Source organism: Paenibacillus apis, from assembly GCF_018333295.1.
In the GTDB taxonomy this organism is placed as follows: domain Bacteria; phylum Bacillota; class Bacilli; order Paenibacillales; family Paenibacillaceae; genus Fontibacillus; species Fontibacillus antibioticophila.
The window spans coordinates 30809-46137 of the sequence record NZ_BORS01000022.1 but is presented as its reverse complement, the minus strand read 5'-3'; the positions used below and the strand labels follow the sequence as shown (position 1 = coordinate 46137).

Annotated in this window: 12 protein-coding genes; 4 read left to right on the top strand and 8 right to left on the bottom strand. The window is 51.6% G+C overall.

Annotated features, from left to right (window positions below; all coding sequences use genetic code 11):
- Positions 1-109: 109 nt before the first annotated feature.
- Positions 110-2734, bottom strand: a complete 2625-nt coding sequence (locus tag KI362_RS22730; protein ID WP_301630670.1) for a cation-translocating P-type ATPase — start codon at positions 2732-2734, stop codon at positions 110-112.
- 336 nt (positions 2735-3070) lie between these two features.
- Positions 3071-3490 carry a cysteine metabolism transcriptional regulator CymR gene (gene cymR, locus KI362_RS22725; protein ID WP_044479643.1) on the bottom strand — a complete coding sequence of 140 codons (420 nt, stop codon included), beginning with the start codon at positions 3488-3490 and terminating at the stop codon, positions 3071-3073.
- Positions 3491-3707: 217 nt separating this feature from the next.
- Here cymR and mnmA point away from each other — a divergent pair, with 217 nt between their 5' ends.
- Both mnmA and KI362_RS22715 read left to right on the top strand, forming a co-directional pair.
- Positions 3708-4841: a tRNA 2-thiouridine(34) synthase MnmA gene (gene mnmA, locus KI362_RS22720; protein ID WP_301630655.1), complete on the top strand. Its 1134-nt coding sequence runs from the start codon at positions 3708-3710 to the stop codon at positions 4839-4841.
- Between the two features lie 88 nt (positions 4842-4929).
- Positions 4930-5253: a hypothetical protein gene (locus KI362_RS22715; protein ID WP_301630654.1), complete on the top strand. Its 324-nt coding sequence runs from the start codon at positions 4930-4932 to the stop codon at positions 5251-5253.
- Positions 5254-5370: 117 nt separating this feature from the next.
- Here KI362_RS22715 and KI362_RS22710 read toward each other — a convergent pair whose 3' ends face one another.
- Positions 5371-6678 carry a replication-associated recombination protein A gene (locus KI362_RS22710; RefSeq protein WP_301630653.1) on the bottom strand — a complete coding sequence of 436 codons (1308 nt, stop codon included), beginning with the start codon at positions 6676-6678 and terminating at the stop codon, positions 5371-5373.
- Positions 6679-7107: 429 nt separating this feature from the next.
- Here KI362_RS22710 and KI362_RS22705 point away from each other — a divergent pair, with 429 nt between their 5' ends.
- Both KI362_RS22705 and KI362_RS22700 read left to right on the top strand, forming a co-directional pair.
- Entirely contained in the window at positions 7108-7407 is a 300-nt protein-coding gene (locus KI362_RS22705; protein WP_044480080.1) for a CD3324 family protein, read from the top strand.
- Between the two features lie 102 nt (positions 7408-7509).
- Positions 7510-8169, top strand: a complete 660-nt coding sequence (locus KI362_RS22700; RefSeq protein WP_301630652.1) for an HNH endonuclease — start codon at positions 7510-7512, stop codon at positions 8167-8169.
- Positions 8170-8195: 26 nt separating this feature from the next.
- Here the strand turns inward: KI362_RS22700 and KI362_RS22695 are convergent, their stop codons facing one another.
- The 5 genes from KI362_RS22695 to KI362_RS22675 all read right to left on the bottom strand — a co-directional run bounded on the left by KI362_RS22695 (position 8196) and on the right by KI362_RS22675 (position 15327).
- A complete protein-coding gene (locus KI362_RS22695; protein ID WP_301630651.1) occupies positions 8196-10304 on the bottom strand; it encodes a HelD family protein in 2109 nt (702 codons plus the stop codon).
- Between the two features lie 186 nt (positions 10305-10490).
- Positions 10491-11243, bottom strand: a complete 753-nt coding sequence (locus KI362_RS22690) for a tRNA threonylcarbamoyladenosine dehydratase (protein ID WP_044479649.1) — start codon at positions 11241-11243, stop codon at positions 10491-10493.
- A 15-nt stretch (positions 11244-11258) separates the two neighbouring features.
- Positions 11259-13034: an aspartate--tRNA ligase gene (gene aspS / locus KI362_RS22685; RefSeq protein ID WP_301630650.1), complete on the bottom strand. Its 1776-nt coding sequence runs from the start codon at positions 13032-13034 to the stop codon at positions 11259-11261.
- A gap of 38 nt (positions 13035-13072) precedes the next feature.
- Complete coding sequence (hisS, locus tag KI362_RS22680) at positions 13073-14317, bottom strand: histidine--tRNA ligase (protein ID WP_301630649.1); 1245 nt, start codon at positions 14315-14317, stop codon at positions 13073-13075.
- A 545-nt stretch (positions 14318-14862) separates the two neighbouring features.
- On the bottom strand, positions 14863-15327 hold the full coding sequence (locus KI362_RS22675) for a hypothetical protein (RefSeq protein WP_301630648.1): 465 nt from the start codon (positions 15325-15327) through the stop codon (positions 14863-14865).
- Between the last annotated feature and the right edge of the window lie 2 nt (positions 15328-15329).

Sequence of the window (15329 nt, the reverse complement as noted above, 5' to 3'; positions counted from 1 at the left end):
ATCTAATCCGACCGCCGCAAGTGCATCCCCATCTTAATATGTTTCCCGGGTTTTGTACAGCGTAACCTGGCCCGAAAGGAGGTTTTCTACAAAAGCAGCGATAATCCGATTAATTTCTTGCAAGAAGCTTCTTGCCAAGCTTGATCAATTCGTTAACACACAGCGGCACCAAGGCAAGAGCGATAACAATTCCCCAATCGGCGAGACTCAGGTTCTGTACCTTAAAAGCATCCGCCAGGAACGGGATGGTGATCGAAGCGAATTGAAGCGCAAAACCGGCAAGAACAGCCAGCACAAGAAACTTGTTAGAGAACAGACCCAGCTCAAAGATCGACTTGGTCGAACTCCGTTTGGCGAAGGAGTAGAACAATTGAGAAGCGGCAAGCACCACAAACGCCATGGTCCGCGCATATGTCATCACATCCTCAGGAATGGAGCCGGCTCCAAGACTGTATCCGTGCTCTCTGAGTCCCAAATAGAAGGCAACCAGGGTCAATGATCCGATGAGAAGCCCCCCAAGTACAGCCTGAGTTGCTACTCCCTTCGAGAAGAAGCTCTCCTTCGGATCTCTCGGCTTGCGCTTCATGACATCCTTCTCCCCTGGATCGACACCCAGCGCGATGGCTGGCAGCGTATCCGTAACAAGATTAATCCAGAGAATCTGGGTCGCGAGCAACGGCAACGGCCAGAAAAATATAATTGAAGCCAGAATGGCTACGATTTCGCCAAAGTTACAGGACAAGAGGAAAGTAACCGTCTTACGGATGTTAGCATAGATATTCCGCCCTTCCCGAATGGCTTTTACAATCGTAGTAAAATTATCGTCCGTCAAAATCATATCGCTGGCACCCTTGGATACATCCGTACCAGTGATCCCCATAGCTACGCCAATGTCCGCGCTTTTCAGCGAAGGAGCGTCATTTACTCCGTCGCCCGTCATGGAGACTACATTCCCTTGAGCTTTGAAGGCTTTCACAATCTTCACTTTATGCTCCGGAGATACGCGAGCGAAGACTCGGATGTTCTGGATTCTCCGGGCAAATTCCTCATCGCTCAGCTCATCGATCTCCGCACCGGTCATACTCTGGTCGATTGAAGCCGCGATCTCCAGCTCCTTGGCGATGGCCACGGCCGTGTTCCGGTGGTCTCCCGTAATCATAATCGGGGTAATACCAGCCAGCTTGGCTTCGCGGATCGAATCCTTCACTTCAAGACGAGGCGGATCAATCATGCCGACAAAGCCCAGGAAAGTCAAATCCTTCTCCATCTCATCCGGGCTGATCACAGCCTCCGTATCCTTGAATGCCGCTGCCAGCACCCGCAAGGCATCGTCAGACATCGCTTCCGCCGCTTGCAAATACTGCTGCTTCAGCTCTTCCGTAAGCGGCACGACCTCTCCATTCACAACGGTCGTCGCGGATACCTTCAGCAGCTGGTCAATCGCACCCTTCGTGTGGACGCGATAACCTTTTCTAGTCTGATTCAGGGTGGACATCAGCTTTCGGTCGGAATCAAACGGCTTTTCAGCAACCCGCTTATACTCCGCCTCCAGCGATTTCTTCATCAGATTATGCTGCTGGCCGTAGACGACCAAAGCAATCTCTGTCGGGTCTCCCGTTCCCTGGCCCTCTTCAAAGGTAGCATCCGAGCACAGCACGAAGGTCTTGATCATCTCCACCGGAGGCTCCTCGCCCAGTGGAGCGGCTGTGTAATGCTTGACAACGGTCATTTTATTTTGTGTCAAGGTTCCCGTCTTATCCGAGCATATAATATTGACCGATCCAAGCGTCTCAACCGCAGGAAGCTTCTTCACAATAGCGTTCAGCTTCGACATGCGGGTTACGCCCAGAGCCAGCACTATCGCCACAATTGCCGGCAAGCCTTCCGGTATCGCAGCTACAGCCAAGCTGATCGAGGTCAGGAACAATTCAAACAGGTCGCGTCCCTGGAGCAAGCCGATGATAAAGATGACAACACAGATGCCGATCGCGATATAGCCGAGCACCTTGCCAAGCTCCTCAAGCTTAATTTGCAGCGGTGTCATGCTTTGATCGTCTTCGTCCAGGATTTTTGCGATCTTGCCCATTTCTGTATCCATCGCCGTAGCAACAGCCACACCCTCACCACGTCCATATGTAACAAGCGTAGACATGAATGCCATGTTGGCCATATCACCGATTGGCGTCTTAGGACCTTCCAATAGGGCGTCAGGATCCTTGTCTGAAGGCACGGATTCCCCGGTAAGTGCAGATTCTTCAATCTGAAGGTTCGCTCCCGAGATCAGCCGCAGATCGGCCGGGATATAGCGTCCGGCATCCAAAATCACGATATCGCCCGGAACAACATGGACCGAATCGATCTCTTTAATATCCCCGTCTCGTCTAACAAGCGTCCGGGGCGTCGTCATTTGTTGAAGCGCTTCGATGGCCTTTTCTGCCTTTTGCTCCTGGAATACGCCAATCGCCGCATTCAAAAAAACGACCGCAAGTATAATGACCGCGTCCACATATTCGCCCACAATAAGCGTAATAACAGCCGCGCCAAGCAATACGTAAATCAGCATATCCTTCAATTGAGAAAAAAAGAGGGCCGCCAGGCTTTTCTTCGGCTTGCCTTTCAGCTTATTTTCACCGTACTTCGCCAGCCTTGCCTCAGCCTCCTGCGAAGTTAATCCTACATCAGGATTCACTTCAAGTTCCTTTAGAACAGTATCTGTTGACTTATCATGCCACACCAAGCAACACCTCTTCTTTAGAATCTGAATGTACATTAATTATTACGGCTATTGTGAGCGGAATGACTCAATATTAATCAAATTGTACGCTAGAATCTTAAATCCTCCAATTTCCAATTGCAATTAAGAAGGACATAAAAAGAAAAAGCCTGCCCTGTAGGCAGACTCATGGGATAATTTGTACGAACGAAAATAACCCGCCCAGGTCAGCGCCAAGGGAACAGGTTATTTTTTAACAACAAGTTTGGAGGTATCCCATCCAAGTGTTTGTACCGGTGAGGCTGTAGCGCAGCCTCCCTGCTTCTATTGTACATTAGCCAAGCACTTGATCCTCCCTCAAATGTAGAACATATAGCTATCTTTTGCTCCCTGCTCTTCGTAAGTTACGAGGCTTTCCAGTGTTGTCGAATCCAGCACGTCGGCAATGCTGTCCCGAATCCGCAGCCAAAGATCGCGTTTGGCAGGATCGTCCTCCTCCGTGAAATCCACCGGGGAAATCGGGCCCTCCAATACGCGGATAATATCGCCTGCAGTAATCTCGCTGGCATCACGCGACAGGATATACCCCCCATATGCCCCGCGAACGCTCTTGACCAGACCGGCATTGCGAAGCGGAGCAATCAATTGCTCCAGATAGTGCTCAGACAGTTGATTTTTTTCCGCAATGCTCTTCAAGGATGTCGGCCCTTCGCCCAGCTTGGCAGCCAACTCCATCATAATGGTCAGGCCATAGCGTCCCTTTGTAGAAATCTTCAAAGAAGCCACCTCTTTCATTTTTCGGATAAACTTTATATAATGGACCTTTGGTCGATTAATAATATACCTTCTTATTCCTATCACTTATCTCTGTAATAGTAACACATCCTGATGCTTTTGCAAAACACGCTGAACAGCTTGACACAGGGCTATCGATTGTCAGGCATAGATTTGATAAAATGTACACAGGCTCAAGGAAGCCTGAAGGAGTGATTGAATGAATACAGCCAACCAGCACACCCGCGTCGTTGTCGGCATGTCCGGGGGCGTCGATTCATCGGTGACTGCGCTCCTGCTCAAGCAGCAAGGTTATGACGTCATCGGTATTTTTATGAAAAACTGGGACGACACCGACGAATTCGGCAACTGTACTGCCGAATCGGATGCCGAGGATGTCCGCCGTGTCTGCGAGCAGATCGATATCCCCTATTACACCGTGAATTTTGAGCGGGAATATTATGATAAAGTATTCGCCTATTTCCTGGAGGAATACAAGCGCGGACGCACTCCGAATCCGGATGTGATGTGCAACCGCGAGATCAAATTTGGCGAATTCCTGAACAAAGCACTGGATCTCGGTGCGGATTATGTGGCGACAGGACACTATGCAAGAGTCATCGACGAAGGCGGCATCTATAAGCTGCTTCGCGGTGTCGACAGCAACAAGGATCAAACCTACTTCCTCAATGCGCTTAATCAGACACAGCTCTCCAAGGCAATGTTTCCGATCGGTCATTTGCCTAAGCCTGAGGTGCGCCGAATTGCGGAGGAAGCGGGGCTCTATACCGCCAAGAAGAAGGACAGCACGGGTGTCTGCTTTATCGGCGAACGGAATTTCCGGGAGTTTTTGAGTCATTATCTTCCGGCCAAATCCGGCGAGATGATCGACATCGTGACCGGAGAGGTTAAGGGCCGGCACGACGGTCTGATGTACTATACTCTCGGACAGCGCCAAGGCCTTGGGATTGGCGGCTCGGGCAACGGAGAGCCCTGGTTTGTTGCAGAGAAGGATCTGGATCGCAACATTTTATATGTAGTACAGGGGGACAAGCACCCAAGCCTGTATTCGACGGGTCTGATTGCTTCTGATATCAACTGGATCGCAGGAGCGGACCACATGCCGGCCGATACGTTCAAATGCACCGCCAAATTCCGGTACCGCCAGCCTGATCAGGGCGTCACGGTCTCGAAACGCGAAGACGGCACCTTGTATGTACAGTTTGATCAGCCTCAGAAGGCGATTACGCCTGGACAAGCTGTTGTGTTCTACGACGGAGAAGTCTGCCTTGGAGGCGGAATTATCGAAGCGGCCGAAAAGCTGCCTGTTCCTGAACTGGGACGGCACCGGTAAGAGCGTATATTCTGACTCTTCGACCGGATCACAAGGCTATGCAAGTTCGGCTGGATATTAAGCGTGTGGGCTCATGCGGACGAAATAAGTGTCAAAAGGCACTATAATTGCTGACTCGGGTGCTCTTCTGGCGAATTTAATGCTTAAAGGCATTATAATTGCCAACTCGGGTGCTCTTCTGGCGAATTTAATGCTTAAAGGCATTATAATTGCCAACTCGGGCGCTCTTCTGGCAAATTTAGTGCTTAAAGGCATTATAATTGCCGACTCTGGCGCTCTTCTGGCGAATTTAATGCCAAAAGGCACTATAATTGCCGACTCTGGCGCTCTTCTGGCGAATTTAGTGCCAGAAGGCACTATAATTGCCAACTCGGGCGCTCATACGGTGAGTTTAGTGCATACGGCGAATTAAGTGCATAGGCGCATATTACTTTGGCAAAAGTGAACGGACAGAAAAGTTGGGCGGTTCCCCCTTATGGTGGTTCTCGCCCAACTTTTTATTTTGGGGACTTATTCGGCAGTCCCCTTCTTATTCCTTTCGCCGCAGTTCTTGATTATGACGGATTTTACTCTCATTTCCCTGCTCTGTTGCCTGATAGAACACTTCTCCCTGCAGAGATTCCGGCAGGTATTCCTGCTTTACATAATGATTAGGATAATCATGCGGATATTTATACCCGACATGACCAAGCTTGACAGCCCCCTTGTAATGGGCATCCCGCAAATGCAGCGGCACCTCGGCGGAGCGGACCTCCTCGATCGCTGACATCGCCCGCGAGATGGCCGCCACAACGCCATTGGATTTCGGACTCTCCACGGCAAATAGAATGGCCTGGGCCACGTTCAGCTTCGCCTCGGGCCAGCCGTTATTGCGGTACGCCTCCAGGGCGCTGACCGCCTGAACCATCGCCTGGGGATTCGCCAGGCCGATATCCTCGCTGCATGCCGCTATCAGCCGGCGGATGAAGGTCATGGGATCCATGCCGAGATTCTCCACGGCATAGAGGAACCAGAAGAGCGCGGCATCGCTGGAGCCGCGAATGCTCTTGTGGAACGCGGAGAGCACATCATATTGCGTGGACTCGTCCGCCTTCACCAGAGGACGGCGAATCGACTCCTCAGCCACCGCAAGGCTGATGTGCACGGAGCCGTCCTGCTCCGGCGGCGTGGTCAGCGCCGCCAGCTCAAGCGCATTCAACGCCCGGCGAATGTCGCCGTTTGCCATGGCCGCGATATGCAGTAGCGCATCCTCATCCACCTGGAGCGGCATATGGCCCAGCCCTTTATCCTTATCTGCCAGCGCCCGCTTCATGGCGAGCAGCGAATGCTCCTTCGTCAGCGCCTGCAGCTCGAACAGCGTAGAACGGCTAAGTAGAGCCCCATTCACATAGTGGAACGGGTTCTCCGTCGTTGCTCCGATAAATATAATCGTTCCCTTCTCCACCGCCGGGAGCAGCGCATCCTGCCGGGAGCTGTTGAAGCGATGCACCTCGTCCAGGAAGAGGATCGTCTTCGTTCCATAGAACGATTTATCATTCTGCGCCTTCTCGATCACCTCGCGAACATCCTTCACGGAAGCATCGACGGCATTGAGACGAACAAACTCGGCCTGGGTATGGTGCGAAATAATATGGGCCAATGTGGTCTTGCCGCAACCAGGAGGGCCATATAGCAAGATCGAAGAGACTTGATCCGCTTCAATCGCACGGCGCAGCAGCTTGCCCGGCCCTACGATGTGCTCCTGCCCGATATATTCATCCAGCGTCACCGGACGCATCCGGTCGGCGAGCAGCCTGCCGGAGGGATTTTGCTCCTGTTGAAATGAAAATAAGTCCACTGCCTTCACGTCCTTGATTCGTTGATATTCTTCTTAACATTCTATATCAGTTGAACTAAAGAAGCTACGCAGAAAGGCATCGTATGAAGTTTCAACTTATATACCATACACGGTAAAAAACATTTATAAACGTTCTTTCGCTTTCGAAGCTGCTGACAATATGAGTTAATATAGATGTCGGGCCGACGAATCACTGGAAAGGGGGCTGATCGAAGTGATTACAGTGAGTGAGGTGGCTGTCGCTTAACGCGGCAGCCCGTACGTTGAGGGGCTTTCGGGCCCCTCTTATTTCCGTTTATTCAATGATGTGTTAAAATAAATCCAAATCTTAATTCTAATTCGAACGAAAGGGGGGAGTTGCGACCATGAACACTAACAAAAGCCAGGTAAATACACTCCAGAACGCAAGTTATAAGGAGGATCATGATCGTGAACTACAAAAACGGGAAGGATGTGCTTCCCCCTAGGCTATTGAAGGAGCTTCAAAGCTACATTCAGGGAGAACTGCTGTACATACCCAAGCCGGAATGCGCCAAGGCTTCCTGGGGTGAACTCAGCGGGACCCGCACATCCATGGCAAAACGTAATGAAAATATTTATAAGCTATATGATAACGGTCATTCCGTGAGCGATCTGGCTCAAATGTTCTTTCTGTCCGACGAGAGCATTCGGAAGATCGTGTGCAAGGTGCGCTCCTCTCATCGAGAGGCGGCGACCGTATCTGAATAAGTATTAAAGGGCTGCCGTAAACCGGCAGCCCTTTTGGTTTTATTAGGGGATTCAGACTCTGCAAGGTATAATAAGGATATTGAATCAGTGGAGGATACATAAATGAATGAGAATACAATTCCGGGCAGCAAGCGCTGCATCCGGTGCGGAGAGCAAAAGCCGCTCAACCATTTTCTAAAAAGAACCGGAAAGCGTTACGGCAAGGGAGTCCGGCGCGGAACCTGCCGCAGCTGCAGGAAGCAGGTGAAGCAGGCCGAAGCATTAAAAGGAATTCCTCCGCTCGAGCACACGGGACTTGCTTCCGTTTCCACTAAGGATAAGTCATTACGTCATGTTTCTTTACCTGTACCGCCCATATACCCGCAAGGCCAGCCCGATGCCAGTCTGCTGAGACCGAACCGTCAAGGAAAGATCAGAATGCGGGGGCGGACAGACAAAGGCAGCCGATGGCATCAGGAGATTGAGCTTGAATTAGCCGTCACACTTGTGAAGGAGTATGCCGCGGTCGTCGTTAACCGTCATACGATCCGCAGACTATACAGCAACAAGGATTTCCGGCGTTACATTCTGACGCGCGATCATCACACCTGCTTCTTTTGCGGCGGGTATGGGGATACGATTGATCACTTGCTGCCGAAAGCGAAAGGCGGGCATACGACCCCGCTCAACTGTGTCTGTGCCTGCAATGAATGCAATCAGTTCAAGGCGGATCGCGATCTCGATGAGTTCTCGCTGCGCAAGATGCCGATCGACGAGGCCTAACAACAATGCCGTGATGCCCGAGATGATTACTCCGCTGCGGAATGAACGTATTGCGGCAATTCTCTGCCATGAAGCAGCCATAGCTCGTGCAGCGCACGGGTACAACCGACGTAAAGAAGTCTTGCGTCGTGGACTCCATAGTGAGCTGTATCCACATCCGTCAAGATAACTGCATCAAATTCAAGTCCCTTCGATAAATATGCCGGCAGCACGGAAATCCCTCCCGTATATTGCCGCTGTTCTCCGCCGATCAAATGAATATCGAAGCTCTTGGCTGCAAGCGTCTCATGGAGCTCACGGGCCTCCTCCATCGTCCTCGTCAAGAGAGCGACAGTCCGGTGGCTGCCCCCAAGCACTTTCGTCAACGTCTCCGCAATCCCCTTTTCCCTGTCTCTTTCTGTTATCTTGAGCAGGTTGACCGGCTCTCCACTGCGGAATACCGGTACAGCCAGCAGGTCCGTTCCGACTCCCCGTTCCAGAATGCCGTTCGCAAAATCAATAATTTCCATCGTGGAACGATAGCTTCGGGTCAAGGCATAATATGCGGTGTCCTCGGGTTGGAAGAGAGTCTGCATTTCCTCCCAGCTTTGAATGCCCTTATAATAATGAATGGCTTGGGACAGATCGCCCAGAATCGTGAAGGAATGTCCCTTGACGAACCGGTCAAGCACAGCCACCTGAAACGGACTGAAATCCTGGGCTTCATCGATAACCACATGGTCAAAGGTCATCTCCCCTTCAATCTCTTGGGTTCTGGAGAAAATATATAATAATGCGGCAAGGTCTTCTTCCTTTACTTGGCCTTCCTTCAAGTAGGAGCGGGTCTCTTTCAAAATTGAGGAAGGTATTCCGTCCGGTTTATCCTGCATCAGTCTCTTGTAAATAGCGAGCGAGTCCAGCTCCGGCCATTTCTTGGCATAGGACTTCTCCCGCTGCTGCGCCTTCTTCTTCCGCTCCTTCAGAGCCGCTGCTGACGGGGATTTCTTCAGCTCCATTTCAATCCACCGATGAATCCGTGCCAATACCCTTTCCTTGCGCCTTGCAATCGGGTAATGTCTGTATTCGCCATTGAACCAGTCGGCGATAACGCTAAACGGCAGCTTAGCTCCATCCCAAGGCTCGAAATCCTGCTCGGGTACACATGTGGGCTCAAGACGATCCAGATAGCCGTCGAGAATAGACTTAAACGCCATCGAGCCTTTAAATCTGCCCGGATACTCCAGATTCTCCTTGCCGGAATGCGTAACACTTTGTCGATGATCCAATGAATCGAACCAACGCGTCAGTTCATTTGCATCGTCCTGCGGCGCATTCTCCAAATCAAGCAATCGCGCCGCCCAATCCGCAAATGTGCTTTGCTGGATATCTCCTACGCCAAGCTCAGGCAGTACCTCGGAGATATAATCAATAAACATATGGTTGGGAGCAAAGATGACCATTCGTTCCGCTTTGATCTGCTCCTTGTACTGATAGAGCAAGAAGGCCAGCCGATGAAGAGCGACGGTGGTTTTTCCGCTCCCCGCAACTCCCTGAATGATCAGTGCCGTATTTTTGGCTGCCCGGATAATCAAGTCTTGTTCCGCCTGGATCGTAGAGACAATATCTCTTAGCCGGTTGTCCTTGTTCTCGCCAAGCCGATAGACGAGGAATTCGTCGGACACGGCCGGGCCTTCGCTCTCCCGGTTATACGTGTCGGCAACCCGCTCCAGAATGCCCTGCCTGATCACCAGGTTCCGCTTCAGGTACACAAGCCCTTCTATCACGCCTTCCGGTGCCTCATACGAAGCATCATCGCCGCCCGTAAATGAATAGAACAAGCTCGCTACCGGAGCCCGCCAGTCGATGACGACCGGCTTGCTGCTCTCGGGATCATACACCCCTTGCTTGCCGATATACAGCTCGCTCTTGTTCTTTCCCGCCTCTGCAAAATCCAGCCTTCCGAAGTACGGCTCCCGCACCGACCGCGCAAGCTGCTGCCTGCTCTCTTCCCGATGGGCTTCCAGCATCTGTTCCGTGAAATCCTGGCCCGTGTAAACCGGAATGCTCTTTAACCGGGTCAACTGGCTGTCGACCATCTGCAGCATGTCATCCAGCCGCTGCTTCTCTTCTTGATAGGCACTTTGAAAATCATCCATTTCAGTTACCTCCTAAGGTTTTATTTTTTGCCCCGGCACATCGATTCCTAAAATCTAGAAAATTCCGAAGTCAAAAGGAGTTTTATTATAGCACTCGTTATTTGAAAAAGCGAATACCGCTCCGGATGCCTGCGAACACAAAAAGCGCAGCCCGGTCTAACGACCGATGCTGCACCTTTGGGCAGATTACAATTTGACTCCCCCTGCTTCCAGTAATTCACGTACCGCCACACTGACCATAATCAGGCCCACTACCGGCGGAACGAATGAATTGCTTGCCGGCGGCTGCTTGGCTTTACGGATTTTGGCCTCGGGAGACACAATTTTCTCCGTAACATCCTTACGCGGTCGTACTGGCGGCTCGGTTGAGAATACCACCTTTACGCCCTTCTTGATCCCGTCTTCACGCAGCTTCGTACGGATGACTCGGGCCATCGGGTCCATATGCGTCTTGGAGATGTCGGCCACCTGAAATTTGGTCGGATCCAGCTTGTTCGCGGCTCCCATGCTTGACAGAACCGGAATGTTCCGCTTGCGGCATTCCTTAATGAGATGAATCTTGTAAATAATCGTATCCGAGGCGTCCAAAATGTAATCGATGTCGTATTTGAACAGCTCCTCATAGGTTTCTTCCGTATAGAACATATTGAGTGCAATCGTCTCGCATTCCGGATTGATCAGCTTAACCCGTTCGCACATCAGATCGGCTTTCTTCTGTCCGATTGTAGTCGTCAAGGCATGGATCTGACGATTGATGTTAGTAATATCAACAGCATCCTTATCGATCATAATGATGCGGCCGATGCCCGTACGTGCCAGTCCTTCTACAGCCATCGCTCCGACGCCGCCGACGCCAAGAACGGCTACTGTGCTGTTCTTTAGAATTTCGAGCCCTTCTTCTCCAATAGCTAGCTCGGTCCGTGAAAATTGATGAAGCATCCTTTATCCTCCCAGCTATTTCTCTTGTCCAGGCTTCTTCGCCAGCTTGATGTGAAGCTGCTCAAGCTGCGGTGTGTCTACCTCGGAAGGAGCGTTCATCAGCAGATCTGTCGCACTCGCGGTCTTCGGGAACGCGATCGTTTCACGCAGATTGGAGCGCCCGGCAAGCAGCATGACCAGACGGTCGAAGCCGAAGGCAATCCCGCCATGCGGCGGTGTGCCGTAATCGAACGCATCCAGCAAATAGCCGAATTTGTCCTGTGCTTCCTCCGGGCTCAAGCCGATGGCCTTGAACATTTGCTCCTGAACATCGCGCTTGTAGATCCGCATGGAGCCGCCGCCTACCTCATAGCCGTTCAACACGAGGTCATAGGCTTGCGCAAGAATCTGACCCGGGTCACTCTCGAACAGATGCAGGTCCTCTTCGCGCGGACGAGTAAACGGATGATGCTCCGCCACATAGCGTTTTTGATCCTCATCCCAGCCGAGCAGCGGGAAGTCTACGACCCAAGCGAATTTATACACACTGTCGTCGATCAGGCCAAGATCGCGGCCAATCTTTAGACGAAGCGCGCCCAGGACGTCGGCCACCACCTTCTTGGTGTCGGCGGAGAACAAGAGCAAGTCTCCCTCTTCAGCATCGGTACGAGTCTTCAAAGCTTCAATCTCTTGCTCGCTAAGGAACTTCACGATCGGTCCGCGGAATTCGCCTTCCTTCACCTGAATCCAGGCCAATCCCTTTGCGCCATAACGGGCGGCATATGGTCCAAGGTCGTCAATATCCTTGCGGCTCCAGGTGCCGCAGCCCTTTGCATTCAGCACCTTCACCTCTCCGCCCTTCTCAATGACGGAGGCAAATACCTTCGCACCGCTTCCGGCAACGATGTCGCTAACGTTAACGAGCTCCAGGCCAAAGCGCAGATCCGGCTTGTCAGAGCCGTACTTACCCATAGCATCGGCATAAGACAGACGCTGGAACGGTGTTTCGATTTCAATGCCCTTCGTCTCCCGGAACAAGCGGACGACGAGCTGCTCCATCATGTCGAGCAGTTCATCCCGGCTCAGGAACGAAGTCTCAATGTCGACCTGCGTAAATTCCGGCTGGCGGTCCGCACGAAGATCCTCGTCGCGGAAGCAGCGGGCGATCTGATAATAGCGCTCAACCCCGCTGACCATCAGAAGCTGTTTGTACAGCTGCGGGGATTGCGGCAAGGCGAAAAATTCTCCCGGATGTACCCGGCTTGGCACGAGATAATCCCGCGCGCCTTCCGGCGAGCTCTTGGTCAGGATAGGTGTTTCCACCTCAATGAAGCCTTCCCCATCCAGGAAATCTCGGAACACTTTAGCTGCTTTGGAGCGAAGCCACAATGTATTTTGCATTTCCGGACGGCGCAGGTCCAGGTACCTGTATTTCAAACGCAGCGATTCATCTACCTCTACTCCGTCTTCGATGAAGAACGGAGGTGTCTTGGCTGCATTCAATACTTCAATCTCAGTAATACGCACTTCAATTTCACCTGTCGGCAGGTTCGGATTTACGGTCTCCGCATCTCTCTTCACCACGGTGCCGCTGACAGCCAGTACGTATTCGCTGCGCACCTTATCCGCGATTTGCAGCGCTTCTCCGGAATAAGCCGGATTGAAGACAATTTGTACAATCCCGCTGCGGTCACGCAGATCGATGAACAGAACGCCCCCCAGGTCGCGGCGGGTTTGAACCCAACCATTCAATGTTACTGTTTCTCCAATATTCGCGGGACTAAGTGTGCCGCATTGATGAGTACGCTTCATACGTTGACAATCCTTTCATTCGTAAAATAGTGTAGTAGTTATTTCAATGCGTCAACCAGCTCATGGAGCTTGATCGTCCGCTGTTCACCTGACTCCATGGACTTGAGAGCAATTTCTCCGCGCTCCAGCTCATCGTCGCCCAAAATGGCGGTATACTTCGCCTGCATCCGGTCAGCAGATTTCATCTGCGCCTTCATTTTACGGCCCAAATAATCCTTTTCGGCGGAATACCCCGCCTTCCGCACCTTGAACAGCAGCTTGGATATTTCCTGATCCGCAGCCTCTCCCAAGGAGATCAAGTAGACGTCTAACGGCTTGGCCGCCGTCAGTCCGACTTCCTGCTTCTCCAGAATCAGAGCAATCCGCTCCAGTCCGAGTGCCATGCCGATGCCTGGCTGATCCGGCCCGCCGACATCAGCGACGAGTCCATTGTAGCGTCCGCCGCCGCCAATGGTATCGATCGCCCCAATACCTTCCGCCTTGTACTCAAACGCGGTGTGGGTGTAATAGTCAAGGCCGCGTACCAGCCGATGGTTGATGACATAATCAATATCCATCGCGGTCAGCAGCTCCTGGACCTTGGCAAAATGCGTGCTGCACTCCTCATCCAGACTGTCCACAATCGACGGAGCACCGCCGAATTTGTCCTGGTCCACCTTGCAATCCAGCACCCGAAGCGGATTGCGCTCCATCCGGGATTGGCAATCCTTGCACAAGGTGTCCTTCATCGGCAGCAAGAAGGCCAAGAGTTTATCCCGATAAGCTGCCCGGCTGGCCGGATTGCCTACGGAATTGATCTCTACCTTCACGCCCTTCAGTCCCAGCTCTACGCAATATTGATATCCGAGCGCAACAACCTCGGCATCAATGGCCGGATCCGTGGCGCCAAAGGCCTCCACACCGAATTGATGGAATTGCCGCTGCCGTCCGGCTTGGGGCCGCTCGTAGCGGAACATAGGACCGATATAGTATAGCTTGGTCAGATCCGGGTCTCCGTAGAGCTTGTTCTCCACATAGGACCGTACAACACCAGCCGTGCCTTCCGGTCTAAGGGTCATCCATCGCTCTCCTTTATCCTGGAACGAATACATTTCCTTCTCGACAATATCGGTAGTTTCTCCTACCCCGCGCTCAAACAGTGAAGTCTGTTCAAAGATCGGGGTCCGGATCTCACCATAATTAAACCGGCGGCACAGATCCCGTGCTTTTTCCTCGATGAATTGCCATTTCTCGACGGTTCCCGGCAGCAGGTCCTGTGTTCCGGTCGGTTTTTGAAAAGCCATATTTTTTCCTCCATCCTCTATGCTCATCCAAATTCTGGACATTAAAAAACTCCCGCCCCTGTCAACAATAACAGGGGCGAGAGTCTGGAATTCCATTCACCCGCGGTACCACCCAAATTCCGAATGTTCACTTAGGGAACATTCGCTTCATAACGGATAACGCCCGTATGCGCCTAACGTCTACTGGACCGGAGAGGGAAGCTTTTCAGGCTTCTTTCGGCTGTTCGTCGTCGGTTCTCGGGGAGGTCCTTCCTTCAATCATCACCAGAATCCTTCCAGCCTCATGGGATTCCTCTCTGCGGATGTGGGGTTGAAGTACTTTGTCCCGTCATCAAATCAGTATCAAACTGTATATTCCATGATTTTAAGCAAGTACAGCGGCAAAGTCAAGCCCATATGTCGATAAACAGAAAAAAACCTGTACCAACGGGGCACAGGTCCAAAAGTTAAATATATTAAAAGGGGGTCATGCTGTTATTATAAACAGCCAATGTTAAAGAACGATGAAACGAATATTACAGTTACATTACAAAAAAACATGTTAATTAATCTAAACGTTCGACAAATGCCCCCATGCCTCGCAGCTTGTGAATGATCATTTCATAATCCTCATCCTTTGCTTTCAAGCTTAGCACATATTTCAGGTTACTGTAATCTTCATCACTATAAGAAGCGACATTCAGCACCGGATCAATGACTCCATCCTCCCGCCGATCCGGCAGTTCATCCCTGACCGTTCCTTCTTCATTAACGGAATCTTGTTTGGAGACAACCGGAATCACGCCCTGTGCCGAAGCCGTGCTCGGCAACCCGGCAACACCGGCGGTACCTCCCCCATTGGATACGCCTCCGTTGATTGGCATGAATGGCACTAACAAATTACCGTTTCGTCCAATCGAGGTATCTAATGCACCGACTTCCACCTGTTCCGTCTCAAAGGTCAGCAGACTGGTTCTTGCCCCCTCTGCATCATCCTCGCTCCTGAAATAGGCCTGAATATGCTTTGCCATCT

Excerpts from the sequence above, each read along its gene's own strand:
- KI362_RS22675 (WP_301630648.1), bottom strand. The coding sequence starts at position 15,327 with ATGGCAAAGCATATTCAGGCCTATTTCAGGAGCGAGGATGATGCAGAG.
- KI362_RS22700 (WP_301630652.1), top strand. The coding sequence starts at position 7,510 with ATGAATGAGAATACAATTCCGGGCAGCAAGCGCTGCATCCGGTGCGGA.
- KI362_RS22695 (WP_301630651.1), bottom strand. The coding sequence starts at position 10,304 with ATGGATGATTTTCAAAGTGCCTATCAAGAAGAGAAGCAGCGGCTGGAT.
- aspS (WP_301630650.1), bottom strand. The coding sequence starts at position 13,034 with ATGAAGCGTACTCATCAATGCGGCACACTTAGTCCCGCGAATATTGGA.
- hisS (WP_301630649.1), bottom strand. The coding sequence starts at position 14,317 with ATGGCTTTTCAAAAACCGACCGGAACACAGGACCTGCTGCCGGGAACC.
- KI362_RS22690 (WP_044479649.1), bottom strand. The coding sequence starts at position 11,243 with ATGCTTCATCAATTTTCACGGACCGAGCTAGCTATTGGAGAAGAAGGG.
- mnmA (WP_301630655.1), top strand. The coding sequence starts at position 3,708 with ATGAATACAGCCAACCAGCACACCCGCGTCGTTGTCGGCATGTCCGGG.